General features: G+C 72.7%; 21 protein-coding genes, 1 tRNA gene and 1 pseudogene. 15 read left to right on the top strand and 8 right to left on the bottom strand.

Annotated elements, in window-relative coordinates; all coding sequences use genetic code 11:
* Positions 1-71 precede the first annotated feature (71 nt).
* Positions 72-2,606, top strand: a complete 2,535-nt coding sequence (locus O7607_RS12285; protein ID WP_269703239.1) for an ATP-binding protein — start codon at positions 72-74, stop codon at positions 2,604-2,606.
* A gap of 232 nt (positions 2,607-2,838) precedes the next feature.
* Here the strand turns inward: O7607_RS12285 and O7607_RS12280 are convergent, their stop codons facing one another.
* A complete protein-coding gene (locus tag O7607_RS12280; RefSeq protein WP_269703237.1) occupies positions 2,839-3,330 on the bottom strand; it encodes a MarR family winged helix-turn-helix transcriptional regulator in 492 nt (163 codons plus the stop codon).
* Between the two features lie 101 nt (positions 3,331-3,431).
* Between O7607_RS12280 and O7607_RS12275 the strand changes: the two genes are divergently transcribed.
* Positions 3,432-4,013, top strand: a complete 582-nt coding sequence (locus O7607_RS12275; protein ID WP_269703236.1) for a YceI family protein — start codon at positions 3,432-3,434, stop codon at positions 4,011-4,013.
* Between the two features lie 255 nt (positions 4,014-4,268).
* A complete protein-coding gene (locus tag O7607_RS12270; RefSeq protein WP_269703235.1) occupies positions 4,269-5,747 on the top strand; it encodes a glutamate--cysteine ligase in 1,479 nt (492 codons plus the stop codon).
* 345 nt (positions 5,748-6,092) lie between these two features.
* On the opposite strand, the pseudogene O7607_RS30470 reads toward O7607_RS12270, so the two are convergent.
* Positions 6,093-7,322 (bottom strand): annotated as a pseudogene (locus tag O7607_RS30470) (hypothetical protein); the annotation flags it as partial.
* 103 nt (positions 7,323-7,425) lie between these two features.
* Between O7607_RS30470 and O7607_RS12260 the strand changes: the two are divergent.
* A complete protein-coding gene (locus O7607_RS12260) occupies positions 7,426-8,097 on the top strand; it encodes a PASTA domain-containing protein (RefSeq protein ID WP_269703233.1) in 672 nt (223 codons plus the stop codon).
* Between the two features lie 99 nt (positions 8,098-8,196).
* Positions 8,197-9,009: a PASTA domain-containing protein gene (locus tag O7607_RS12255; protein WP_269703231.1), complete on the top strand. Its 813-nt coding sequence runs from the start codon at positions 8,197-8,199 to the stop codon at positions 9,007-9,009.
* A 3-nt stretch (positions 9,010-9,012) separates the two neighbouring features.
* On the opposite strand, the gene O7607_RS12250 is transcribed toward O7607_RS12255, so the two are convergent.
* Together O7607_RS12250 and O7607_RS12245 are read right to left on the bottom strand one after the other, a co-directional pair.
* Complete coding sequence (locus O7607_RS12250; RefSeq protein WP_269703229.1) at positions 9,013-9,495, bottom strand: hypothetical protein; 483 nt, start codon at positions 9,493-9,495, stop codon at positions 9,013-9,015.
* Between the two features lie 98 nt (positions 9,496-9,593).
* Positions 9,594-9,881 carry a hypothetical protein gene (locus O7607_RS12245; RefSeq protein WP_018785581.1) on the bottom strand — a complete coding sequence of 96 codons (288 nt, stop codon included), beginning with the start codon at positions 9,879-9,881 and terminating at the stop codon, positions 9,594-9,596.
* Between the two features lie 731 nt (positions 9,882-10,612).
* Here O7607_RS12245 and O7607_RS12240 point away from each other — a divergent pair.
* From O7607_RS12240 to O7607_RS12230, 3 genes are all read left to right on the top strand, one after another.
* The gene (locus O7607_RS12240; protein WP_269703227.1) at positions 10,613-11,494 is read left to right on the top strand and encodes a helix-turn-helix domain-containing protein; all 882 of its coding nucleotides are present in this window, start codon (positions 10,613-10,615) and stop codon (positions 11,492-11,494) included.
* Positions 11,464-11,685: a DUF397 domain-containing protein gene (locus tag O7607_RS12235; protein ID WP_013283299.1), complete on the top strand. Its 222-nt coding sequence runs from the start codon at positions 11,464-11,466 to the stop codon at positions 11,683-11,685. The genes O7607_RS12240 and O7607_RS12235 overlap by 31 nt, the downstream gene beginning before the upstream one ends.
* Positions 11,686-11,832: 147 nt before the next feature.
* Positions 11,833-12,231: a hypothetical protein gene (locus O7607_RS12230; RefSeq protein WP_262012857.1), complete on the top strand. Its 399-nt coding sequence runs from the start codon at positions 11,833-11,835 to the stop codon at positions 12,229-12,231.
* On the opposite strand, the gene O7607_RS12225 is transcribed toward O7607_RS12230, so the two are convergent.
* From O7607_RS12225 to O7607_RS12210, 4 genes are all read right to left on the bottom strand, one after another.
* Positions 12,199-12,801 (bottom strand): hypothetical protein, encoded by a 603-nt coding sequence (locus O7607_RS12225; protein ID WP_269703224.1) that lies wholly within the window; start codon positions 12,799-12,801, stop codon positions 12,199-12,201. The two genes, O7607_RS12230 and O7607_RS12225, sit on opposite strands and share 33 nt — an antisense overlap.
* 90 nt (positions 12,802-12,891) lie before the next feature.
* Positions 12,892-13,698, bottom strand: coding sequence for a WecB/TagA/CpsF family glycosyltransferase (locus tag O7607_RS12220; protein WP_269703223.1), 807 nt, complete (start codon positions 13,696-13,698; stop codon positions 12,892-12,894).
* Positions 13,695-14,804, bottom strand: coding sequence for an NAD-dependent epimerase/dehydratase family protein (locus O7607_RS12215; protein WP_269703222.1), 1,110 nt, complete (start codon positions 14,802-14,804; stop codon positions 13,695-13,697). The genes O7607_RS12220 and O7607_RS12215 overlap by 4 nt, the downstream gene beginning before the upstream one ends.
* A 71-nt stretch (positions 14,805-14,875) precedes the next feature.
* Positions 14,876-14,961, bottom strand: a tRNA-Leu gene (locus tag O7607_RS12210).
* 209 nt (positions 14,962-15,170) lie between these two features.
* On the opposite strand from O7607_RS12210, the gene O7607_RS12205 reads away from it, so the two are divergent.
* The 7 genes from O7607_RS12205 to pknB are packed head-to-tail and all read left to right on the top strand — an operon-like array spanning position 15,171 to position 24,133.
* A complete protein-coding gene (locus O7607_RS12205; protein ID WP_026267912.1) occupies positions 15,171-15,959 on the top strand; it encodes an FhaA domain-containing protein in 789 nt (262 codons plus the stop codon).
* Between the two features lie 6 nt (positions 15,960-15,965).
* Complete coding sequence (locus O7607_RS12200) at positions 15,966-16,451, top strand: FHA domain-containing protein FhaB/FipA (protein WP_269703220.1); 486 nt, start codon at positions 15,966-15,968, stop codon at positions 16,449-16,451.
* Positions 16,448-17,893, top strand: a complete 1,446-nt coding sequence (locus O7607_RS12195) for a PP2C family protein-serine/threonine phosphatase (protein ID WP_269703218.1) — start codon at positions 16,448-16,450, stop codon at positions 17,891-17,893. The genes O7607_RS12200 and O7607_RS12195 overlap by 4 nt, the downstream gene beginning before the upstream one ends.
* Before the next feature lie 28 nt (positions 17,894-17,921).
* On the top strand, positions 17,922-19,415 hold the full coding sequence (locus tag O7607_RS12190) for an FtsW/RodA/SpoVE family cell cycle protein (protein ID WP_433494641.1): 1,494 nt from the start codon (positions 17,922-17,924) through the stop codon (positions 19,413-19,415).
* Positions 19,412-20,920, top strand: coding sequence for a peptidoglycan D,D-transpeptidase FtsI family protein (locus O7607_RS12185; protein ID WP_269703216.1), 1,509 nt, complete (start codon positions 19,412-19,414; stop codon positions 20,918-20,920). The genes O7607_RS12190 and O7607_RS12185 overlap by 4 nt, the downstream gene beginning before the upstream one ends.
* Position 20,921: 1 nt before the next feature.
* Positions 20,922-22,298, top strand: coding sequence for a serine/threonine-protein kinase (locus tag O7607_RS12180; protein ID WP_269703214.1), 1,377 nt, complete (start codon positions 20,922-20,924; stop codon positions 22,296-22,298).
* Positions 22,295-24,133 (top strand): Stk1 family PASTA domain-containing Ser/Thr kinase, encoded by a 1,839-nt coding sequence (gene pknB / locus O7607_RS12175; protein WP_269703213.1) that lies wholly within the window; start codon positions 22,295-22,297, stop codon positions 24,131-24,133. The genes O7607_RS12180 and pknB overlap by 4 nt, the downstream gene beginning before the upstream one ends.
* Positions 24,134-24,306 lie beyond the last annotated feature (173 nt).

The raw sequence follows: 24,306 nt of genomic DNA, 5'->3' as shown, positions 1-24,306 counted from the left end.
TCGGCAGTGGACGGTCGGGTGGTTGACGATGGGCTGTGGAGCGTCGGAGTCCATCCGTAATCTTCGTGCCCATGACTCCGGATCATGACCGTGCGCGGGGCCCAGGCGGTCGTACCGGTCTGTCCGAGCTGCTGCGCGGGCACCGGCTCGCCGTCGGCCTGACCCAGGCCGAGCTGGCGGGCCGGGCCGGCGTGGGCGTACGGACGGTCCGCGATCTGGAACGAGGGCGAGCCACCCGGCCCCAGCGCACCACTGTCGACCTGCTGGCCGACGCGCTCGGCCTGAGCGGTGAGGAGCGGCGGGAGTTCGTCGGCACCGCCCGCCCCGCGGCACCCCGCCCTCCCGCCACCGGTGCCGCCGACGGTCCGCCGATCGCGTTGCCCCAGCCCGTACCGCTGCTCGGCCGGGAGCGGGACGTGGCGGAGGTGTCCGGCCTGCTCGACGCGTACCCGGTGGTGAGCCTGGTGGGGCTCGCCGGGGTGGGCAAGACGGCGCTTGCCGTCACAGTCGCGCACGCGGTGGCGGCCCGCCACCCGGCGGGCGTGGCCGGGGTGCTCGTGGGCGAGGGCTCGGACACCGCCGACGTGCTCGCCGCGTCGGCGTCGATGTTCGGCGTGAACCGTCTTGCCGACCTGACCTGCCGGATCGGCGACCGGCAGGCGTTGCTGCTCGTCGACGCCGTCGACCGGGCACCCGAGCCGGTGGCCGAGGCGCTCCGCGTTCTGACCGACGCCGCCCCGACGCTGCGGGTGCTGGTGACCGGCCGCCGCCCGGTCGGGCTGCCCGGGGAACTGGTCCGGCCGGTCGCGCCGCTCGACGTACCGCCGGCCGGCGCCGAACCCGCCGACCCGGCCGACCTGGACCGCTGGCCCGCGGCCGCGCTGTTCGCCGCCCGGCTCGCCCAGGCCCGCCGGGAACCACCCACCGCAGCCGAGTTGCCGGCGCTCGCCGCGCTGGTGCGCCGGCTCGGCGGACTGCCGCTGGCCATCGAGCTGATGGCGGCTCGGGGACGCATCCTCGACGTGACCGAGCTGCTCGACCGCTACGGCGACCGGGTCCTGGACCTGACCGGCGTACGCCCCGGCTGGGAACCCGCCGACCCGTCCGCCGGCACGGTGACGTTGCGCGAGGCGGTGGCGACCAGCTATCACCTGCTCGCTCCCGCCGACCGCGCGGCGCTGCGGCGGCTGTCCGCGTTCCGTAACCGCTGGTCCGTGGAGCTGGCCGAGGAACTGCTCGCCGACGGCGGCCGGCGGTGGGACGCCGCGCCGATGCTGGACCGGCTGCGCGAGCTGGGCCTGCTCAGCGTCCGGGGCACCGCGCCGTTCCGGTTCCGTCTGCTGGACGCGGTCCGTGACTTCGCCGCCGAGCAGGCCGACGTCGAGGGCGAGACCGCCCGGATCCGGTTGCGGCACGCGTCGGTGATCGCCGGTCTGGTCCACCGCGCCGCACCGGGGCTGGTGGGTGCTCAGATGTCCGGCGCGGTGCACGTGCTCGACGAGGCGACGAGCGACATCACCGCCGCGCTGGCGTACGCCGCCGAGCACGCGCCGGAGACGGCGCTGCTGCTCGCCGCCTCGCTGCCCCGATGGTGGCGGCTGCGTGGGCGCGACGTCTCCGGGCGGCGCCTGCTGCGGCGGTTGCTCGCCGATCCGCGTGTCGCGGGTGCCCGGCCCACGCTGCGGGCCTGGGCCATGCTCGGTGCGGCCCGGCTGGCGGCCGAACACGGCGCGGGGGCGGAGGAGCTGCCGACGGCCCGGGCCGCCCTGGTCACCTTCTCCGAGGCGGGTGACGTGACCGGGGAGCTGTCCGCCCGGTCCGTTCTCTGCACGCTGTTGCGCGCGCTCGGCGAGCACGACGAGGCACGCGGGCAGGCCGAGGCGGCGCTGGCGTCGGCCACCCGGCAACACCGGGTACGCGAGATGGCCGTCGCGCAGGCCCATCTCATCTGGCACGACGTACGCGAGGGTCGGCTGGCCGGCGCCCGGCGGCGGCTGGCCACCGTCGACCGCCTGGCCGCGCAGTGCGGTGACCAGCGCCTGCGGGTGCTGGCGCGGGCCGATCAGGCCGAGCTGACCCGCCTGGAGGGCCGGTACGCCGAGGCGGTCGAGCAGGGGCGCCGGGTCGCGGCCGCGCTCGCGGAGCTGGGCGATCCCGGGCGGCGGCGCCGCACGATCGGCGCGGTCGGGTTGGCGCTCGCGCACGCTGGGCGAACCGACGAGGCGATGGCCACCGCAGCCGGACTGTGGCCGTCGGGCGCGGTGCCGGGCCGGCGGCGGCCACCGGCGGCGGAGCGGCTCGACCCACCCGGCGCCGGTGGGGACGCCCGCACCGAGGACGCGCTGCGCGGGTTGATCGAGGGGCACGTGGCGCTGCACCGGGGCGACCGGGATCTGGCGGCGGAGTGGTTCGCCGCGGCGGCCGACGCGGCGGAGGGTGTCGCCGACCGACGGGATCTGGTCGAGGCGCTCGTGGGGCTGGCGGTCAGCACCGGGGACCCGGCGGTGCTGGACCGGCTGGACGCGGCCCGGCGCGTCACCGGCGTCAGCCTGCTGCCGCCGGAGGAGGAGCTGTTGTTCTCGCTGTCGGCCCGGCGCGGGCGATGAGCGATCTTCCATGGAGGCGGAGGGCGCGGGGGTGGCGCGAGCGAAGTAGCCCCCTGGTGCTGCCCCTCGCTCCACGCTCGCGCCAGCACCCCCCGGTGCCCCCCGCTGCCGGAAGACTACCGAGGCGCGACGACCGATTCAGGCATATGCGGACGACTTTGTCCGGTCGGTTTGGCGGTTCTGCCGGTCATTCTGCCGGTGACCGGCGGGTAGCGGACGGCGGGTCGAGCCGTCAGGCGGCGTCCTCGGCCGGCTCGGTGCTGCCGGCGGTGGCGCCCGGATGTACCGCGTCGCGGACCCGGCGCAGTCCGTCCAGCAGCCCGGCGAGCTGCGCCGGGTCGAGCTGGCTGGTGAACCACTGCTCGATGATCCGCAGATGGCCGGGAAGGACGTCGTCCAGGCGGCTCAGGCCGGCGGTGGTCACCACGGCGAAGGAACTGCGCCGGTCGGACGGGCAGGCGCGCCGGCAGATCAGCCCGTCCCGTTCCATCCGGTCCACCACGCGTGTCACACCGCTGGTGGAGAGCGAGGTCTGCGCGGCGAGGTCGGTCATCCGCAGCTGGTTGTTGGGTGAGCGGGCGAGCCGGGTCAGCACCTCGAACTCGACCGGGGAGAGGCCGTGCTCCTCGAACTGGGCGGCGAACCGGGCGGCGAGCCCGGCGTGCGCCTCGACGAGCAGGCCGACGGCAGTGATCCGGGGGTCGTCGAACACGTTCTGGTCCACGCCACCATCCTAGCAACACTTGACACGGGGAATATTGTCGTAGCTATAGTTGCTCAGTCAGTCGTTGGGCACCTAAACATTCTTCTCCGGAGGAGAACATCATGACCAGCAGCACCGAGGCGACTACCCGCGACTGGGAGGGTCTCACCATCCCCGCCCCCGGCACCTACGTGCTGGACGCCGCGCACAAGCGTGTCGGTTTCGTCGCGCGGCACATGATGGTCAGCAAGGTACGCGGTGAGTTCGCTGAGGCCACCGCCACCATCACCGTCGCCGACGACCCGATGCAGTCCTCGGTCACCGCCAGCATCCAAACGGCCAGCATCAACACCGCTCAGGCCGACCGCGACGCGCACCTGCGCAGCCCGGAGTTCCTCGACGCCGAGCAGTTCCCGACGCTGGAGTTCCGCAGCACCGAGGTGAAGTCCCGCGACGGCAACGAGTTCGTGCTCGTCGGCGAGCTGACCATCAAGGGCGTGACCCGTCAGGTCGAGCTCGAGGTGGAGTTCGAGGGCGTCGGCCGCAGCCCGTTCGGGCAGGACATCTTCGGCTTCTCCGCCTCCACCGAGATCGACCGGGAGGACTTCGGTCTGACCTGGAACGTGGCGCTGGAGACCGGCGGCGTCCTGGTCGGCCGCAAGGTCAAGATTGAGATCGAGGGTGAGGGCATCCGCCAGGGCTGAGCCCGGCACCGGCCCGCAGGGCCCGCACCGTCCGCCGACGGTGCGGGCCCTTCTCGCGTACGCCCCGGCGGTGCGCCTCGTCACGTGAAGTTCTCCGGTACGGAAGCGCTGGTGGGGGCGGCGACGGGGTACAGGTGCAGACCTGTCGCCCGTCCAGGCGGGTGGCGGGACGGGCGCACTTACGCCCACCACGCGAATGGTTCACAATGCGTTGCGGAACGGTACGGTTCCGTCGCACCAGCGCCGGGAGGACACATGGGCAGAGACGTCGAGCAGGGCGCCTTCTCCCGCGAGGATCGGGTCCGCTACCGGCAGAAGGTCCGGCGATGTCTGGACGTCTTCGCGCTGATGCTCGACGACTTCGGCTTCGACGCCGACCGCCCGATGACCGGGCTGGAGATCGAGCTGAACCTGATCGACGCCGTCGCCCAACCGGCCATGCGCAACGACCAGATCCTGGCCGACATCGCCGACCCGCTGTTCCAGACCGAGCTGGGACAGTTCAACCTCGAACTGAACGCCTCGCCCCGGCTGATCGAGGGCAGCGGCTTCGCCGACTACGAGCAGGACCTCCGCAGCAGCCTCAGCCGTGCCGACGAGCGGGCCGCCAAGTCCGACGCGACGATCATGATGGTCGGCATCCTGCCCACGCTCACCGAGCGCCACCTGGTCGCCGACAACCTCTCCACGAACGAGCGGTACCGCGTCCTCAACGACCAGATCGTCGGTGCCCGCGGCGAGGACATCGAGCTGGACATCAACGGCGTCGAGCGGCTGCGGACGCACACCGACTCGATCGCGCCGGAGGCCGCCTGCACCAGCCTCCAGTTCCACCTCCAGGTCGCGCCGGACAGCTTCGCCGACTACTGGAACGCCTCCCAGGCGATCGCCGGCGTGCAGGTCGCCGTCGGCGCCAACTCGCCGTTCCTCTACGGCCGGCAGCTCTGGGCGGAGACCCGGATCGCGCTGTTCCAGCAGGCCACCGACACGCGTCCGGACGAGCTGAAGGCCCAGGGCGTACGCCCCCGGGTGTGGTTCGGCGAACGCTGGATCACCTCGATCTTCGACCTGTTCGAGGAGAACGTCCGCTACTTCCCGCCGCTGCTGCCCATCTGCGAGGAGGAGGACCCGGTCGAGGTGCTGCACGCCGGTGGCGTGCCCCGGCTCGGTGAGCTGCGGCTGCACAACGGCACCGTCTACCGCTGGAACCGGCCCGTCTACGACATCATGAACGACCGCCCGCACCTGCGGGTGGAGAACCGGGTGCTGCCCGCCGGCCCGACAGTGGTGGACATGCTCGCCAACGCCGCGTTCTACTTCGGGCTGGCCCGGGGTCTCGCCGAGTCGGACCGTCCGATCTGGAGCCAGCTGACGTTCAGCTCGGCGGAGGAGAACTTCCACGCCGCCGCCCGGCGCGGCATCGAGGCGGTCCTGCACTGGCCCCGGCTCGGTGACGTGCCGGTGACCACGCTCGTGCTGGACACGCTGCTGCCGGTGGCCGCGGAGGGCCTGGACCGGTTCGGTGTCGCCCCGGCCGAGCGGGACCGCCTGCTCGGCGTGATCGAGGGCCGCTGCCGTACCGGCCGCAACGGTGCGGTCTGGCAGACGGAGACGGTCTGGTCGGCCGAGCGGCACCGGGGCCTGGACCGGGAGGCAGCACTGCGCCACATGGTCCAGCGGTACGCCGAGTTGCAGCGCGCCAACGAGCCGGTCCACACCTGGCCCATCGACTGAGCCCTCGCGTTCCCGCCCCGCGCCCCGCCCGCCTCGCCCCGTCGATCTTGCACTTGTGGCCCCCGCAAACCTCCCTTTTAGGACATCCGAGGGACCATAACTGCAAGATCGACGAGCCGAGCCAGGGCGGTGCGGGTCGGCTCAGCGGCGTCGGCGAGGGGTGCTCTCGGTCGAGGGTGGGTCGGCCTGGTCGGGCGCGCCGGCCGGGGATGCGGAGTCGCCCGGCGTCGTGCTCCGTGGGCTCGTCTCGTCGGCGTTCGTGCCCTTGTCGCGCGGGCCTGCGGGGACGGCCTGCTCGGATGCGTCGGGCTGTCGCTGCGGTGGCACGGCGCGTCCACGGCGGCCGGTGGTGGACCGCGTGGCTCGACCCCGCTCCGTCTCCGTCCGACCCGATGCCGCGCCTGGTTCGCCCTCCGTCACCCCGTTCCGTGACGAACCGGACAACGGGTCCGGCGCCTTCTCCGTACCGGTCGCGAGATCCGAAGAGTCCGACGTCGACCGGCCCGGCGCCGACCTGGACGACCTGCCGGACGCCGACGTGCCCGAGATCGCCGACGCCGACCCGATCGGCCGGGTCACGTCGTCCGGGGGCGGCTCTCCGCCCGGCTCGGCCGTGTTCTCGCCGCTCGACGCAGGCTCCCTGTCCACGGCGTCCGGCTCGCCGGTGCGCTGACGGGGCACTTTCACCCGCTCGACGCCGCGACGCTCGGCGCGCTGGGCCAGTGCGGCCACCACCATCGAGCCGCCGACGCCGGCGATCACCGCGTACGGGGCGATCAGGTGGGCCGACAACTGTTCCGCGGCGATCCCGGCCAGGCGCGGCACGGCGAGCAGGTACGCCAGCGCGACGAGCAGCGGTCCGGCCGCACCGGAGGCCGCCGCGCCGACCCGGATCTCCGGTGCGCGGGCGGCTCGCCGGGCCGCCACCAGGCCGATCACCAGAGCGGAGAGCACCGACAGCAGCGCCCCGGGCCAGTAGAAGTAGTCGCGGATCCAGAACGCGCCACGGTCCGCGCTGATCTGCCAGATGCCGAGCTGGGCGGTGGTCAGGCCACGGCCGGCGACCACCCCGTCGACCACCGACACCACGGCGAGCAGCCAGAGCCAGCCGGTGGTGGCGATCAGGTTGGTGGCGGCGGCACGGGTGTGCAGCGCCCAGACGGCCAGCAGCACGCCGAGCAGCAGCCCCGCGCCCGCGTACGCGGCGGCGACGGCCTGCGGCGCGGAGACGTCCGGTACCCGGGCGGCCCGCGCCGGAACCGCCACCAGCAGGACGGTGACGAGCGCGCCGGCACCGGCGGCGAGCGCCAGGCCGAGCCGGGGCAGCGCGCCCTGCGGCTCGTCGTCGTGGCCGCGCAGGCGCTGGGCGCAGACCGCCCCGACGATGACCGAGGTCGCCGCGATCCAGGTGGCCCAGGCGAGGCTCGCCACCCAGGCGGCCTCGTCCCGTACCGCACCGGCCGGCGACCAGTCGATGATGCCCAGCCCGTACCCGAAACCGAGCTGCGCGGCGCCCGCGCCGGCGGCGACGCCGAGCGCGGCGGCTGTCGATCCTCCCCAGCCCCGTCTGACCATGCGGGGGAGCGTAACGTCCCGAGGTCGGCGCGGCGAGTCGTAGCGACGGGCCGTGACCGTACGGCAGCAATGGACACGGTCGTCGATGATCGGGGCGGGGAGCATGACGGACGAGCGGCAACCGGCGGGCGACGACACCGGAGCAGGGCGGGCCAGGCTGTTCCTCGGCGGTGGTCTGGCCGTGATCCTGCTGGCGGTGATCGGCGCCAGCGTCGGGTGGATCCTGGCCGGTGACCCGGAGCGCCCCGCCGTGCCGGGCGCCTCCGCACCGGCCGACGCCGCGTCCACATCGGCCTCCGCGAGCACGGCGCCGCCGACCACCGCCGCCCCGCCGACGGGTACGCGCACCAGCGCCCCGGCGGGGCTCACGGTGCCCGAGGTGGTCGGCGTCGACTTCGAGCAGGCCCGCCGGGACCTGCGCGAGCGCCGGCTCGGCTGGCGACTGGTGTTCGGTACGGGCATCGGACGCACAGTGGAGCGCGCCTCCCCGTCCCCCGGCACCCCGGTGAAGCGCGGCACCACTGTCACCGTGTGGGTCTCCGGGCCGGCGCCGGCCGTCAGCGTGCCCGACGTGGGCTCGCATTCCTGCTCCGACGCCGCGGACGATCTGGTGGAGGCGGGGCTCTATCCCCGGTACGCCACCGGCCGACAGGGTCCGGTCACGGCACAGGCGCCGGTGGCCGGAAGCACCGCCTGGTGGAACGACCAGGTGACGATCACCTGTGGCGGCCAGGCGTCCACGCCGCCGACGGGCTCCCCCTCGCCGACTCCCTGACGAGCGCGGGCGCGCTGATCCCGGCCGCCGTGGCCGGGGACCGCTACGGTGGACGATCGAGGGCCGTGCGCCCCCGTCCCGGTGGGGAAAGGACGTGCCATGAGCGACGACCGTCAGGAACCACCCGCCGGTGACGCGGACGCGACCCGGGCGCTGCCTCCGGATCCGGACGCCGACGCCACCCGCGCGATGCCGAGGAACGCAGCCGAGGAGGACGTGGAGGCGACCCGCGCGATGCCGCGGGACGCGGGTGACGCCACCCGTCCGCTGCCCGGCGGACCGGCGGAACCGGGCGGGCCGGGCCGTCCGCTCGACGCGACCACCCCGCAGGCGCCGGTGGGTGCCTGGTCCGGCCGGGCCGGCGTGCCGCCACCTCGACCGGCGGGCTATCCCGAGCCGGGGAGCGATTGGTACGGCGACGAGCAGGCCGGACGCCGCTGGTGGATGCCGATCCTGCTCGGCGTCCTGGCGCTGCTCCTGCTCGGGCTGATCGGGGTGGGGGTGTGGCTGGCGCTGCGCGCCGCCGACCGGGACTCCGATCCGGGCCCGCCGGTGCCGAGCATCTCGGCGCAGACGAGCGCCGCCCCGACGACCGCCGCGCCGACGACGCCGAGCAGTTCACCGCCGAGTACGCCGCCGCCCTCGACCGAGCCGGTCGAGGTGCCGATGCCGCCGCTGGTGGGGCTGCCGGAGGCCGCCGCCCGGGCGGCGCTCGACCGGCTGGACCTGGAGTACCGGGTGCAGCGGCGGGCGTCGGACCGCCCGGCCGGCACGGTGATCTCCACCGATCCCGAGGCCGGCTACCCGGTGGGCGAGGACGACCGGGTCACGATCGTGGTGGCCGTACCCGCTCCGCCGACGAGCGGCCCGACCACCCCCGGCTCCGCCCCGGCGACGACCGCGACGCCCTGACGGTCACCACTGGCGTCGGCGCGTGCCGACCAGGCCCAGCCCGGCCAGCGAGATGGCGAGCCCGAGCAGCCCGGAGTAGAACAGCGACCGGCTGAGGTTGTCGGTGGCGCCGGTCGGCCGCTCGGCGAGCGCGTCCGCGCCGCTCGCGGTGCCCTGCCCACCTCCGGTGCCCGCCGGATCGTCCGCGTCCTCCACCGGATCGGCGTCGGCCCAGTCGTCCTCGTCGTCCCTCGCGTCCGAATCGGCAGCGTCCGAGTCGGCGTCATCGGAACCGGCCGCGTCGGACTCGGACCGGCCGTCCTCGCCGGCCACGGTGATCTCCGGGGCCGGGACGGGTTCGGCGAGCTGGTGGGTGGCGGAGAAGGCGGGATGCCGTACCGCGAGCGCGAGCACCGTCGCGGTGACGAGGAAGAGGAAGAGCCCGAGGGCATAGCCGATACGGGACCGGTGGTGCCGCCGCGCGGCGGGCAGATTGACCATGACCATCCCAGGTTCAGGGTCCGTGGCGCGCGGGGTGGAACGTGCCGGGGTGGGCGTACCGATTCTATGGCGACGGCACGCCCTCCCGACCGGGATTCGTCAGGTCAGCCGACCCGGACCGGAGTCCGGACCACCGGGCGGCGGGCCGTCCGCACCGTGTGCTGTCGGGGAGCCGGCGCGGCCTGGAGCTGCCGCAACCCCTCCTGGAGTACGAAGATCGACCTCCGGTTGACCGCGTCCCCCGCCGCGTTCAACTCGTAGCCGTCGAGCCAGAGCCAACCGTCATAGGTCGGCCAGTCGAGCACCCGGATCACCCGGAACATGATCGGTCGGAGGAACTGGACACTCGCCGCGCGCGTCACGTGCAGTACGTCACCGGAGCGGGGAAGCACATGGGCTCCTGGGAGGGTCGGCCGGTGGGACCGGCGCTGAACGGGGGTCGTTGCTGGTCCGGTGACGGGGGGTCTGCCTCGTGGACCGGCGGTCGGTGGGTCGGTGCTGGTCGGGCCGTACCCGCGGTGGCGGACCGCCACCCGACCATCACCCGGCTGCTCCCGGTTACCGCTCCCGCCGCCGCAGCCAAGCTGGCATGCAGCGACGGGGTCTTCATTCCGGGGCAGGTCGCTCGGCGCGGGACGGCTCCCCTCCGGCCGTCCCGCGGACCGTGGTGCCACCACGCCCGGAGATCAAGCGAAGACGGTGAGTAACCCGTGCCATACGGACAGACTGCATCAGGGACGTGCGACATGCAAGTTGCACGTCGAGTTTTGCTGATAGGTGAGTCGGACACGCAAACGCCGAAACTTGAAGCGTCAGGTATCGGAGCGGCACACTGGACGCCGGTTTCGCCCGTCGCGGCCGGTCGACGACCGGCACCACCCCTGCCGCGAACGAACACCCGCCGCCCGCTGGTCGCGCCAGCGGTGGGAGCCAGGCCGGGGCGCGACCGACCGGAGGTAGCCGGGTGACTGTGAAGCGTGGTCCCGCAAGCCGATGGACGGCGCCGTGAGCGCGAGGAGTGAGCCGGTTCTGCGAGCCCCGCAGTCGCGAACTGAGGTGGCGTCGTGAGCGCGAGGAGTGAGCCGGTTCTGCGAGCCCCGCAGTCGCGAACTGAGGTGGCGTCGTGAGCGAACGGCGCAGCCCCACCATCCGGCGGCGCCGGCTGGGGGCGGAACTCCGCCGGCAGCGGGAGGCGGCGGGCATCACCATCGAAGTCGTCGCCGAGCAGCTGGAGTGCTCGGCGTCCAAGATCTCCCGGATCGAGACCGGCCACACCACAGCGACCCCGCGCGACGTACGCGACATGCTCCGTATCTACGGGGTGGTCGGCGCGGAGAGCGACGAGCTGGTGCAGATCGCCCGGGAGGCCCGGCAGAAGGGCTGGTGGCATCCGTACAGCACGGTGCTGGTCGGTGCCTACGTCGGCCTGGAGGCCGCGGCCAGCTCCATCCGGGCGTACGAGCAGCAGGTCGTACCTGGCCTGCTGGAGACCGAGGAGTACGCCGGCGCGATGATCCGGGCGGCCCGGCCGGACTTCACCGACGATCAGGTCGACCAACGGGTGCGTGTCCGTCTGGGCCGTCAGTCGTTGTTGACGCAGGACGATCCGGTCGATCTGTGGGTGGTGCTCGATGAAGCGGTGCTGAGCCGGCCGGTTGGCGGCGACGCGGTGATGCGTGGTCAGCTCAACCGGTTGGTGGAGGTGGCCGAACTGCCGAACGTGACAGTGCAGGTCCTGCCCTTCGAGGTGGGAGCGCACGCCGGCATGGACGGGACCTTCACGATTCTCAGCTTCCCGGAGCCGAGTGATCCCGATGTCGTGTACGCGGAGAACGCCACGGGTGGGCTCTTCCTGGAGAAGAGTGACGAACTGCAGAAGTACAGCTTCATCTTCGATCACATTCGAGCAGCGGCCATGCGCCCGGAGGAGTCCGTCGCACACATCGCGAAACTGGCAGAGGAGCCACTGTGGAAATGGCGACCAAGGAGTTCCCCGTGGACCTGACGCAGGCGACGTGGTTCAAGAGCTCGAAGAGCGGGCCGAACTGCGACAACTGCGTCGAGGTCGCGTACGTGACCGGGGCGGTCGGAGTGCGGGACTCGAAGGACAAGACCGGCCCGGCCCTGGTCTTCGCTCCGGGTGACTGGCACGCCTTCGTCGCCCGCGCCCGAAACGGCGTGTTCGGCCGGAGCTGACCGGCACCGAAGTGTGGTCCCGCCCGGCAGTGCCGCCGGGCGGGACCTTTCGCGTCCGGTGCCCGTGCGGCGGCGGCACCCGTCGCCAGTTCCGATCCGCCTCGTTGAACCGCACGGATCGGCAACCGAACAAGGCAGGCGAGACGGATGACGACGATCGGTTCAGAGAACCTCACCAGCGGCCCGGGCAAGCCCGAGCGGTTCGGTGGCAAGTACCGGGGTGCCCGCCGGGACACCGTCCTCACCGAGGTGGTCTCCGGTGACGGCGACGACGCCCGCGAGGGTGGTGTTCCCGAGCAGGCCGCGGCGCCGCTGTCCCTGCCGTCGCTGGACCCCAACCCGCTGACCGAGCCGTCCTTCCCGCCGAGCGGCTGGCCGGTCGAGCAGCAGGAGTCCCTGGTGGATCACCCGCTGCTGCGCGGCCTGCTGATGGAGTTGCCCCCGAAGGGCAGCGTGCCCCCGCCCGGCTGGCTGGACCGCTGGTTCGAGGCGACCCGCGCGATCCTGGAACTGCTATACGTGCAGGGCGCGAGCCGGTCGCGCTGACACCGTCTCGGCGGCCGGCATCGCCCGCTCGGCGAGCCGGTTGTGCCGCAGCGCGTGGCGTACCCCGATCGCGCACACCCCGAGCACCCCGACGGTGATCGCCGGGCCGGCGACGCCCGGCGCGGCGAACAGGTCGACCCCGAACGCCGGCAGCACCGCCACGAGCACGGCGATCGCCGTCGCCTGGAGCGGCAGCGCGATCAGCGGGTGCGCCGCCGCAGCCCGCAGCCCGTGCGGTGCGGGCGTTCCCGGCGCCGCCGCGAACGCGCCCGCGCCGGACCGCAGCCGCCGGACCCGCCGTACCGTGCAGACCGCCACCACTGCTGCCGGCGCCGCCGCGAGACCGAGCGCGGCGGCGGCCCGGTCCACGGTGGTGTCACCGGCGCTCTGCAGGCCCGCGGCGAGGACCGCCGCGGTGAGCGCGAGGCCGGTCAGCACCAGGGCGGACAACCATCCGGTACGCCGGCGCAGCGCGCGGGCACGGTCCAGCCCGGGCAGGCCCTCCGCGACGAGTCCGGCGGCGAGCCAGACGGCGGCGACGGGGAGCAGCAGGGCGAGACGGTCATCCATGCCCCCTAGCCTTGCCCGTTTCGACGCCCGCCGAATCCGGGACGGCACCCCGGTTCGTCCCGTACCTGTGCCCGTAGGGGTGGTGCGGGCTCAGACGTCGAACGTGGCGGGACGTCCGGTGGCCGGCGCCGGCGGAGTGGCCTTCCACAGGCCGGTCTTCTGGGCCGCGAGCCGGGCCAGGTAGGCCGGGTTGAGGATGACGTACCGGCGCCACAGGCGCTTGGGCTCCAGGCCGAGCCGCCAGAACCACTCCAGTCCGGCGCGCTGCATCCACGGTGGTGGGTTGCGGAGCAGGCCGGCGTGGTAGTCGAAGGCCGCGCCGACAGCCATCAGCGGCATGTCCAGCAGCGGGCGCATGGCGTACGCGAAGACCTCCTGGCGCGGGCAGCCGAGCCCGACCAGGACGAGGCGGGCGCCGCTGGCCCGGATCCGGTCGGCGATCTCGGCGTCCTCGCCCGGCGTGACGGCGCGGAACTTGGACGGCTCGACCCCGGCGATCTTCAGCGCGGGGAACTTGCTCTCCAGCGCCGGGACGAGCCGGGACAGCGTCTCCTCGGTGGAGCCGTAGAGGTAGACCGGCAGCCCTTCCTCGGCGAACCGGGCGAGCACCCGCAGGGTCAGCTCCGGGCCGTAGACGCGGTCGGTGAGCCCGGCGCCGTGCAGCAGGTTGAGCGCCCAGCGCACCGGCTGCCCGTCGGGGGTGACCACGTCGAACGAGTTGAGCCGGGCGTTGTGCGCCGGGTCGAGCACGCCGGTCATCACGCCGTGCACCGCCAGCGCGGTGAGCGCCAGCGGGCGGCGCTCGTGCGCGGCCGCCACCACGGCCTCGGTGGCCCGGGCGTAGTCGGTGGCGTCGACCCCGACGCCGAGCACGTTGCGCTTGGTCCCGGCGCTCATGCCTTCGGCACCCACTTGTCGGCGTTGGCCTCGTAGATCTCGCGGAGGATCATCGGCACGTCGTACGTGATCTTCCAGGACGGGTAGTGCTCCTCGAACCGGGCCATGCTGCTGACGTACCACTGGTGGTCGCCGGTGCGGGCCTGCTCGACGTAGTTGATCCGGGCCTCGCGGCCGGTGATCTCCTGGGCGATCCGGAACGCCTCGATGTGCGAGGTGTTCGAGTGCCGGCCGCCGCCGAGGTTGTAGACCTGGGCCGAGCGCGGCTCACGGAAGAACGCCTCGAACGCGGTCAGCACGTCGTGCGAGTGGATCGCGTCCCGGACCATCTTTCCCTTGTAGCCGAAGAGGTTGTACGTCCGGCCCTCCATCACGCACCGCATCAGGTACGCCAGGAACCCGTGCAGTTCGGCGGCGGAGTGCGCCGGGCCGGTCAGCGTGCCGCCCCGGAAGCAGGCGGTCCTCATGTCGAAGTAGCGGCCGTACTCCTGGACCATCACGTCGGCGGCGACCTTCGAGGCGCCGAAGATCGAGTGCAGCGACTCGTCGATCGACATGTCCTCGGTGATGCCGTCGTACCAGCGGTGGTCCTCGGGCAGTTCGTACCGGGTCTCCAGCTCGATCAGCGGGAGCGAGTTCGGCCGGTCGCCGTACACCTTGTTCGTGGAACAGTGGATGAACGGCGCGTCGATCGCGTGCCGCCGGGTGTTCTCCAGCACGTTGAGCGTGCCGCCGGCGTTCACGTCGAAGTCGGTGAACGGCTCCTTGGCGGCCCAGTCGTGGCTCGGCTGGGCGGCGCTGTGGATCACCACGGCGATGTCCTTGCCGTACCGCTTGAAGACCTGCTCCAGGCCGTCCCGGTCGCGGATGTCGACGGCGTGGTGGGTGTACGCGGAGCCGAGGTCGGCGGCGAGCCGGTCGAGGCTCCAGGCGGTCGAGCCGTCCTCGCCGAAGAAGTACCGCCGCATGTCGTTGTCGATGCCGACCACGTCGAGACCGAGTCCGGCGAAGTGCCGGGCCGCCTCGGAGCCGATCAGACCGCCGGAACCGGTCACCAACGCGACAGTCACACGCCACTCCTGGTCCATGGGAGGCAGGGAAACCATCGGAGCATAGCGTGACGTCCGGAACGCCCCGATACGAAGCAAGGGCCCCGCTAAGTGCGGAGCCCTTGTCCTGGTGGGGATGGGGGGAGTTGAACCCCCACGTCCTTTCGGACACACGGACCTGAACCGTGCGCGTCTGCCATTCCGCCACATCCCCGTGGCACGACCCGGAACACCATATCGCATCCCGCGCCCGCCATCTGCGGCGGGTGCCGGGACATATTACGCTGTCCACTGGTCACGCCACGAGCGATCACCGCTCGTGGCGGGCGAAACTTTAGCACGTCCGCGGGCCTGGTCACGAACGGGCCGACGGCAGCCGGCCGAGCGGCGTGTGAGCTGCGGAGGCGGTGTCCGGATACCATCATTGCCTCGGGACCCGAGGAGGAGCCGGTGAGCGTGCTGCAACGCTTCGAGAAGCGTCTGGAAGGCCTGGTCGAGGGGGCCTTCGCCAAGGTCTTCAAAGGGGTGGTCCACCCCGTGGAGATCCTCAACGCCATGCAGCGGGAGGCCGAGGCGCACAAGGCGATCCTGGCCGGTGGGCGCACCCTTGTGCCCAACCGCTACGTGATCGATCTCTCGCCCTACGACCACAGTCGTCTGGCGCCGTACGCCGCCGCGCTGGCCCAGGAGCTGGCCCAGTCGCAGGCCGAGTTCATCGGCGAGCAGGCCTGGACGGTCTACGGCGACGTGATCGTCGAGGTCGAACGCGGTGAGGGCCTGGACACCGGCATGTTCCGGGTCACCGCCGAGGTCTACACCGGCGGGGACGTCGCCCCGGTCTCCGCGCCCGGCGGCTACGACGCCGGCCCGGCGTACCCGGCGTACGACCAGGGTGGCGGCTACGGCCCTCCGCCCGGTCACGGCGGTGGCCGCAACGTCCGCCTGGTCTCCGGCGACGGCCGCACCTACCCGCTCCAGATGGGCTCGACCGTGATCGGCCGCGGTGACCAGGCCAACCTGCGCCTGCCCGACGTCGGCATCTCCCGGCGCCACGCCCGGCTGGACTTCGACGGCGGCCAGGTGGTGCTGACCGACCTGGGCTCCACCAACGGCACGATGGTCAACGGCCAGCGGGTCTCGGCGGTCGCCCTCAACCCCGGCGACATGATCCAGCTCGGCACCACGACGCTGACCTTCCGCGTGGACGGCTGACCCGCGTTGCCGGAACTGGTCATCACCGTCGCGCGGTTCGGGTTCCTGATCCTGCTGTGGATCTTCGTGTTCACGGTGGTCGGCGTGATCCGCCGGGACCTCTTCGCCGGTGCCCGGTCGGGCAAGCTGGTGGCCGCGCCGCGGGGGATCGGCGCGTCGACCGGGCAGCCGGGGAAGCCGGCGAAGGCCAAGCGCGGCCGGGCCGCCCACCAGTTGGTGGTCACCGCCGGTCAGCTCGCCGGCACCCGGATCACGCTCGGAGAGGCCCAGATCACCATCGGTCGGGCGGAGGACTCGACCCTGGTGATCACCGACGACTACGCCTCGGCGCGACACGCCCGGCTGGTGCCCCGCGAAGGGCAGTGGTACGTCGAGGACCTCGGATCGACTAACGGCACCTATCTCGATCGCGCTAAGGTCACCGGACCAACCCCCGTCCCCCTCGGCGTGCCGATCCGGATCGGCCGCACTTCCCTCGAATTACGGCCATGACTCTGACCCTGCGCTACGCGGCCCACAGCGACCGCGGTCTGATCCGAGACGGCAATCAGGATTCCGTCTACGCCGGACCGCGGCTGCTCGCCGTGGCCGACGGCATGGGCGGCATGGCCGCCGGTGACGTCGCCAGCAACATCGTCATCGGTGCCATGGCGCCCCTCGACGAGGACGTCCCCGGTGACGCCCTGGTCGACGCGCTCCGCTCCGCCGTGGGCACCGCCAACCAGCAGCTCCGCGACACCGTGGACGCCAACCCGCAGCTGGAGGGGATGGGCACCACGCTCACCGCGACCCTCTTCTCCGGCAGCAAGCTCGGGATGGTCCACATCGGTGACTCGCGGGCCTATCTCCTGCGCAACGGCGAGTTCGCGCAGATCACCAAGGACGATACGTACGTCCAGATGCTCGTCGACGAGGGCCGGATCAGCGCGGAGGAGGCGAGCAGCCACCCCCAGCGCTCGCTGCTCACCCGGGCGCTGGACGGCCGCGACATCGACCCGGAGTACAGCGTCCGCCAGGTGTTGCCCGGCGACCGCTACCTGATCTGCTCCGACGGGCTCTCCGGCGTGGTGAGCGCGGAGACCATCGCGGACACCATGCGGGAGTACCCCGACCCGCAGCGGTGCGTGGAACGCCTGGTGCAGCTCGCGCTGCGCGGCGGCGGCCCGGACAACATCACCGTGATCATCGCCGACGCCACCGACCAGGACATCGTCGAGGCGTCCCCGATCGTCGGCGGCGCCGCCGCCCGCGACCGGGGCATGGCGACCTCGGCCGACGACTCCACCCCGGCGGCCCGCGCCTCGGCGCTGTCCGCCCCCCGGCCGCCCGCGCCGGAGGAGCCGGTGGACAACCGCGACGACGAGCCCGAGGGGCGTCGCCGCCGGCCGCTGCGTACCGTCGCCATGGTGCTGGCGCTCGCGGTGATCGTCGGCGGTGGCGTGTTCGGCGGCTGGACGTACACCCAGCGGCAGTACTACGTCGGCGCCACCGACGACGGCCAGCTCGCGGTCTTCCGCGGGGTGCCCGGCCAGGTGGCCGGGTTGGACCTGTCGAACGTGCACGCGCGCAGCGGCGCCCGGCTCGACGACCTCACCCTGGCCGCCCAGGAGCGGGTGAAGCAGGGCATCCAGGCCCGCAACGAGCCGGACGCGGAGCGCCGGCTGGCGGAGCTGACCAGCGACGACCCGGCGAACCCGAACCTCAAGCCGCTCTGCCCGCCCGACCCGTCGCCCGGCCTGTCCACCAGCCCGACTCCGGTGGCGACGGCGGGTGCGCCGACCCCGTCGGCGGGCGGCAGCGCCGTACCGTCGCCGCCGGTCGCCGGTTCACCGACCCCCGGCGCCCCGTCGCCGACGTCGCCCATCACGCCCGACGCCGTACCCTCCGACACCGTTCCGCCGGCCGACCCGGCGGGTTGCCGGTCGCCGGAGTGAGTGCCGGCTCGATCCCGAGGACGTATCCGTGACCGCAGCCGCCGTACCGGCCGCCTCGCCCGCTTCGACGGGCGAGCAGTCCGGCGTACGCCTGGCCCGGTCCCGGCGTAACGCCGAGCTGTCCCTGCTCCTGCTCGCCATGGTGCTCGTGGCGGCGTACGCGGCGATGGTCGAGGCGAAGGCGCTGGACACGATCACGCCCGACTTCTGGATCCCGGCCGCCGCGCTGGGGCTGGTCTTCCTCGGCCTGCACCTGGTGATCCGCTGGCTGGCGCCGTACGCCGATCCGGCGCTGCTGCCGGCGGTGGCGCTGCTCAACGGCATCGGGGTCGGCTTCCTGCGCCGGTACGACCTGGCCAAGGCCACGCCCGCAGAGCGGGAGGACCTGGCCATCTTCGCCGGCACCGGTGGCCGGCAGCTCGCCTGGACGCTGGCAGCCGTGGTGCTGGCGGCCGGGCTGCTGGCGATCCTGCGCGACCACCGTTCGCTGTCCCGGTACGCGTACACCCTGGGCCTGGCCGGCATCGTGCTGGTGATGATCCCGGCGTTGCTGCCGTCGCGGTTCTCCGAGATCAACGGCGCCAAGCTCTGGATCATCGTGCCCGGCCTGGGGCAGATCCAGCCGGGTGAGTTCGCCAAGCTGACCCTGCTGACGTTCTTCGCCTACTACCTGGTGCGCAAGCGCGAGGTGCTCTCGCTCGCGAGCCGGCGGGTGCTGGGCATCGACTTCCCGCGGGGGCGCGACCTCGGCCCGGTGCTCGTGGTGTGGCTGGTCAGCCTCCTGGTCCTGATCTTCGAGAAGGACCTGGGCACGTCGCTGCTCTACTTCGGCATGTTCGTGGTGACGCTCTACATCGCCACCGAGCGGGTGAGCTGGCTGCTCATCGGTCTGATCCTGTTCTTCGGCGGCGCCTACCTGGCGTACGTGCTGGGCAGCACCGTGGGCGGCCCGTTCGCGAACTTCTACGACCGGGCGCAGATCTGGCTGGACCCGTTCGCCGAGCCGTACGACAGGGGTTACCAGCTGGTGCAGGGGCTGCTCACGCTCGGCACCGGCGGCCTGTTCGGGGCCGGGCCGGGCGGCGGCCAGCCGGCGCTGCTGCCCGAGGTGCAGACCGACTTCATCTTCGCCGGCATCGGTGAGGAGATCGGCCTGTTCGGTCTCTCCGCGCTGCTCGTGATCTACCTGCTGATCGTGGAGCGGGGCCTGCGGGCCGCGCTGGCGGTGCGGGACTCGTTCGGCAAGCTGCTCGCCGGTGGTCTGGCGTTCACGCTGGGCCTGCAGGTCTTCGTCATCGTCGGCGGCATCAGCAAGCTCATCCCGCTGACCGGTCAGACCACCCCGTTCCTGTCCGCCGGTGGCTCCTCGCTGATGGCGAACTGGCTGCTCATCGCGGTGCTGCTGCGGGTCTCCGACGGCGCCCGCCGCCCGGTGACCGGCGGCCGTGGTCCGGCCGCCCGGCCCGCCGGCGGTCCGCCCGAGCAGTTGCACGGCGCCCAGACGGAGGTGATCCGGCCGTGAACGCCCCCCTGCGCCGCGTCGGCGTGGTCGTGATGGTCCTGTTCGGGCTGCTGTTCGCGAACCTGAACTGGATCCAGGCCTACAAGGCCGACGAGTACCGCAACAGCGACTACAACGGCCGGGTCCAGGTCGCCGAGTACGACCGCAAGCGCGGCAACATCGAGGTCGGCGGCACCGCGTACGCGGTCAGCAAGGAGACCGGCGGTGAGCTGAAGTACCAGCGCACCTACCCGGGCGGGGCGATGTACGCGCACGTGCTCGGCTGGAAGCCGGTCAACGGCAGCGCGAGCGGCATCGAGCGGGTGGAGAACGACTTCCTGGCCGGCACCAGCGACGCGCTCATCGCCAGCCGGATCAAGGACATGTTCACCGGTGACGAGACCGGTGGCGGCAACGTGCTGCTGACGCTCTCCAAGCGGGCCCAGGAGACGGCGTTCAAGCAGCTGAACGACAACCAGGTCGGCGCGACCAAGGGCGCGGCCATCGCGATCGACCCGCGTACCGGCGCGGTGCAGGCGCTCGTCTCCATGCCGAGCTTCGACCCGAACCCGCTGGCCAGCCACAACAGCACCGAGGCGGACCGGGCGTACAACACGCTGGAGAAGGACAAGGACCGGCCGCTGGCGAACCGGGCACTGTCCGAGACGCTGCCCCCGGGCTCCACCTTCAAGATCATCATGGCCGCGGCGGCGCTGGAGAACGGCGTCGGGCAGCAGACCCGCATCCCGGCCGGTTCCAGCTACACCGCACCCGGCGCGGGCCAGCCGATCCGCAACGCCGCGCCGTCGATCTGCCCCGAGTCGCAGGTCACGCTGCGGGAGGCGGTGACCGAGTCCTGCAACACCGGCTTCGCCCAGCTCGGCGTCCGCCTCGGCGCCGACAAGGTCAAGGAGAAGGCGAAGCAGTTCGGCTTCGAGCAGGAGGACCTCAACGTCGGCCAGCTCGGCGAGGGCGGCCTGTCGGTGGCGGCCAGCCGCACCGGCGACATGCAGAACCCGGACGGCAGCACCGACCAGGCCGCGCTGGCGCAGTCCTCGATCGGCCAGAACAACGTGCGGATGACCCCGTTGCAGGGCGCGATGATCGCCGCCGCGGTGGCCAACAAGGACGGCAAGCAGATGCGTCCCTACCTGGTCAAGCAGCTGCTCGGGCCGGACCGCACCACCGTCTACGACGCCGCCCAGCCGCGCGAGCTGCGCCGCCCGATCAGCGGTCAGGTCGCCGCCGACCTGCGCGACATGATGCAGAACGTGGTGAAGGAGGGCACCGGTCGCCGGGCCGCCATCGACGGCTACGTCGTCGGCGGCAAGACCGGTACCGCCCAGTCCGGCCCGAACACCCCGGACCACGGCTGGTTCATCGGCTTCGCGCTGGACAAGGACGGCACGCCGCTCTCCGCGGTCTGCGTCGAGCTGGAGCAGGCGGGCAACGGCGGCAGCGCCGAGGCGGCCCGTATCGCCGGCCGGATCATGGCGGCGGCGATCGCCGACTCCGGGAGGCGCTGACGTGCTCGGTCCGGGAGTGAAGCTCGGCAACCGCTACCGCCTCGACGAGCGGATCGCCAGCGGTGGCATGGGCGACGTGTGGCGCGGCACCGACCAGGTGCTGGGCCGTACCGTCGCGGTCAAGAGCCTGCTCCCGGCGCTGCTGGACGAACCCGGCTTCGCCGAGCGGTTCCGCGGCGAGGCGCGGACCATGGCCACCATCAACCACCCGGGCGTGGTCGACGTCTACGACTTCGGCAGCGACCAGCACATCGCGTTCCTGGTGATGGAGTACGTCGAGGGCGACGCGCTCTCCGCCACGCTCAGCCGGGTCGGCCGGCTCACCCCGGCCCGCACGATGGCACTGATGGCCCAGGCCGCCGACGCGTTGCACGCGGCGCACGAGAAGGGCATCGTGCACCGCGACGTGAAGCCCGGCAACCTGCTGGTCCGGCCGAACGGCACGCTCGTGCTCACCGACTTCGGCATCGCCCGCTCGGAGCTGGTCGGCCAGCTCACCGCGGCCGGCTCGGTGCTCGGCACCGCCTCGTACATCTCGCCGGAGCAGGCCACCGGCGCGGTCGCCACCCCCGCCTCGGACGTCTACGCGCTGGGTGTCGTGGCGTACCAGTGCCTGGCCGGCCGTCGCCCGTTCGAAGGGGACAACCCGCTCGAGATCGCCATGAAGCACGTGCGGGACACTCCGCGGGCGCTTCCGGCCGACATCCCGCCCCAGGTCCGGGCGATCGTGGAGCGGGCCATGGCGAAGGACCCGGCCGCGCGCTGGCCCAGCGCCGCCGCGCTGGCGAGCATCGCCCGGCAGGCCAAGCTCGCGCTCTCCCAGGCGGCCCGCTCCGGGCACCCGATCTCCGGCGTACCCGCCTCGCCGGCCGCGCCCGTCGCGCGGGCGCAGGTGCCGACCGCCGTGCCGCGTCCGCAACCGCCGGCCGCCGCCCCGCGCCCGCAGCCCCGGCCGCCCGTGTCCCCGGCGCGCCCGCCTGTCATGCCGCACCCGGCCGTGGTCGCACACCCCGCCCCACGTCCGCCGGTGGCGCCGCGCGGCGCGGCCCCCGTCCCGCAGCCACGCCCGGTGCCGCCGCACAACCCCATGGGGTACGCCCGGCCGCCCGTCGCCGCACCGCCCCGGCGCTCCCGGTCCGGGCTGTGGACGACAGCGATCGTGGTGGCCGTGCTGGTCATCCTCTGTTCGGGCGTGATTTCGTTCCTGTACCGGAAATACGGTGATACCGCAGCCGCCCCGGCGAGTGTGAGCGTGACCTCCGGCGCGGTGCGGGCGTACGGAGGCGACTATCCGGTCCGCACGTCGTACCGTCGTGAGGTACGCCTCCTGCCGGCCGGCGGCGGTACGACGACGAGCGAAGGACGAGAGACGCGATGACAGCGCAGGCCCGCCTGCTCGGTGGCAGGTATCAGGTCGGCGAGCTGCTGGGCTACGGCGGCATGGCCGAGGTGCACCGCGGCCGTGACCTCCGGCTCGGGCGGGATGTCGCGATCAAGATGCTCCGTGCCGATCTGGCCCGGGATGCCACCTTCCAGATGCGGTTCCGCCGTGAGGCGCAGAACGCCGCCTCCCTCAACCACCCGGCCATCGTCGCCGTCTACGACACCGGTGAGGAAACCGGCCCCACGGGCGAGACCCTGCCGTTCATCGTGATGGAGTTCGTCAACGGCCGGACCCTCAAGGAGGTCCTGGGCGTCGAGGGGCGGCTCCAGCCGCGCCGGGCGCTGGAGATCTGCGCCGACATGTGCGCGGCGCTGGAGTTCAGCCACCGGCACGGGATCATCCACCGGGACATCAAGCCCGGAAACGTGATGCTCACCCAGACCGGCCAGGTCAAGGTGATGGACTTCGGCATCGCCCGGGCGCTGGCCAGCGGCGCCACCACGATGACGCAGACCAGCGCGGTCATCGGCACCGCGCAGTACCTGTCTCCGGAGCAGGCGCGCGGCGAGGCGGTCGACGCCCGCTCCGACGTCTACGCGGCCGGCTGCGTGCTGTTCGAGCTGCTCTGCGGCCACCCGCCGTTCGTCGGGGACAGCCCGGTCAGCGTCGCGTACCAGCACGTGCGGGAACAGCCGCCGACGCCGAGCACGATCAACCCGGACGTCAACCCGGCTGTCGACGCCATCGTGCTCAAGGCGCTGTCGAAGAACCCGCTCAACCGCTACCAGAGCGCCGGCGAGATGCGGGCCGATCTGCTCCGCGCCGCCGCCGGGCGGCCGGTGCTCGCCACCCCGGTGATGCCGGCCGACGAGACCATGCCGATGGGCGCCGCCGCGGGTGGTGGCTACCACCAGGCGCAGCAGACCCAGATGATGGGCCCGCAGACCCGCCAGCAGCCGGTGGCGCGGGTCGGTGACCCGGGCAAGCGCAAGAGCTCGTCCTGGGTCATCGCCGCGTTCGCCGCGCTCGGCGTGCTGGCGGTGATCGCGCTCGGCACCGCGCTCTGGCTCAATCAGGTCGGCAACGAGAAGGTGTCGGTGCCGCAGGTGGTGGGCCGCACGCAGGCCGAGGCGCAGGCGGCGCTCACCCAGGCCGGGCTGCGGTTCGCCACGGGTGACCCGGTGCAGAACACCGACTGTCAGAAGGGCTCGGTGGTCGACCAGAGCCCGTCGTTCGGCCAGCGGGTCGAGAAGGACACCGAGGTCACCGTCAACGTCTGCACCGGCCCCGGCCAGGTGACCATCCCCACCAACCTGACGGGTGGCACGTACGACGCCGCGAGTGACCGTCTGACCGAACTCGAGCTGATCCCGGTGCGCGAGGACGTCAACAGCAGCGCGCAGAAGGGCCAGGTCGTCGACGTCTCGCCGAAGGAGGGCAGTGCGGTCGCCGAGGGCAGCAAGGTGACGCTCAAGGTCTCCCGGGGCAACGTCAGCGAGGTGCCGAACGTCCGCGGTTACACCGAGGAGCAGGCGAGGCAGCGGCTCAAGGAGGCCGGCTACGAGGTCCGGGTCCGGGAGGGCAACGAGGTCGAGCCGTCCCAGGCGGGCAAGGTGAGCAGCCAGTCGCCGTCCGCCGGGACCAGCCTGGCCAAGGGCGAGCGGGTGACCATCGAGGTCGACGTGCCGCGCGAGGAGGAGGAGCCGACCAGCCCGACGCCGAGCGGCAGCCCTAGCACGTCGCCGAGCACGCCGGGCAACGGTGGCGGCAACGGCGGCGGCAGCGGCTTCCCGTTCCCACCCGTGGCGCCGACGCGTACCGACCGCTGACCACCACCTGACGCACGACGCGGCGGCGTCCCCGATCCCGGGGCCGCCGCCGCACCCATTCTCGCGGCCCCCATTCCGCCGCCCCCATTTCCCCGTCGATCATGAAGTTGACGGCATTCGGCGTCCGATTTGTCCCCGTCAACTTCATGATCGACGGAGCAACGGGGCGGGGA

The sequence above is a fragment of the Micromonospora sp. WMMA1949 genome, assembly GCF_027460145.1.
In the GTDB taxonomy this organism is placed as follows: domain Bacteria; phylum Actinomycetota; class Actinomycetes; order Mycobacteriales; family Micromonosporaceae; genus Micromonospora.
This window is presented reverse-complemented; position numbering and strand designations above follow the sequence as displayed.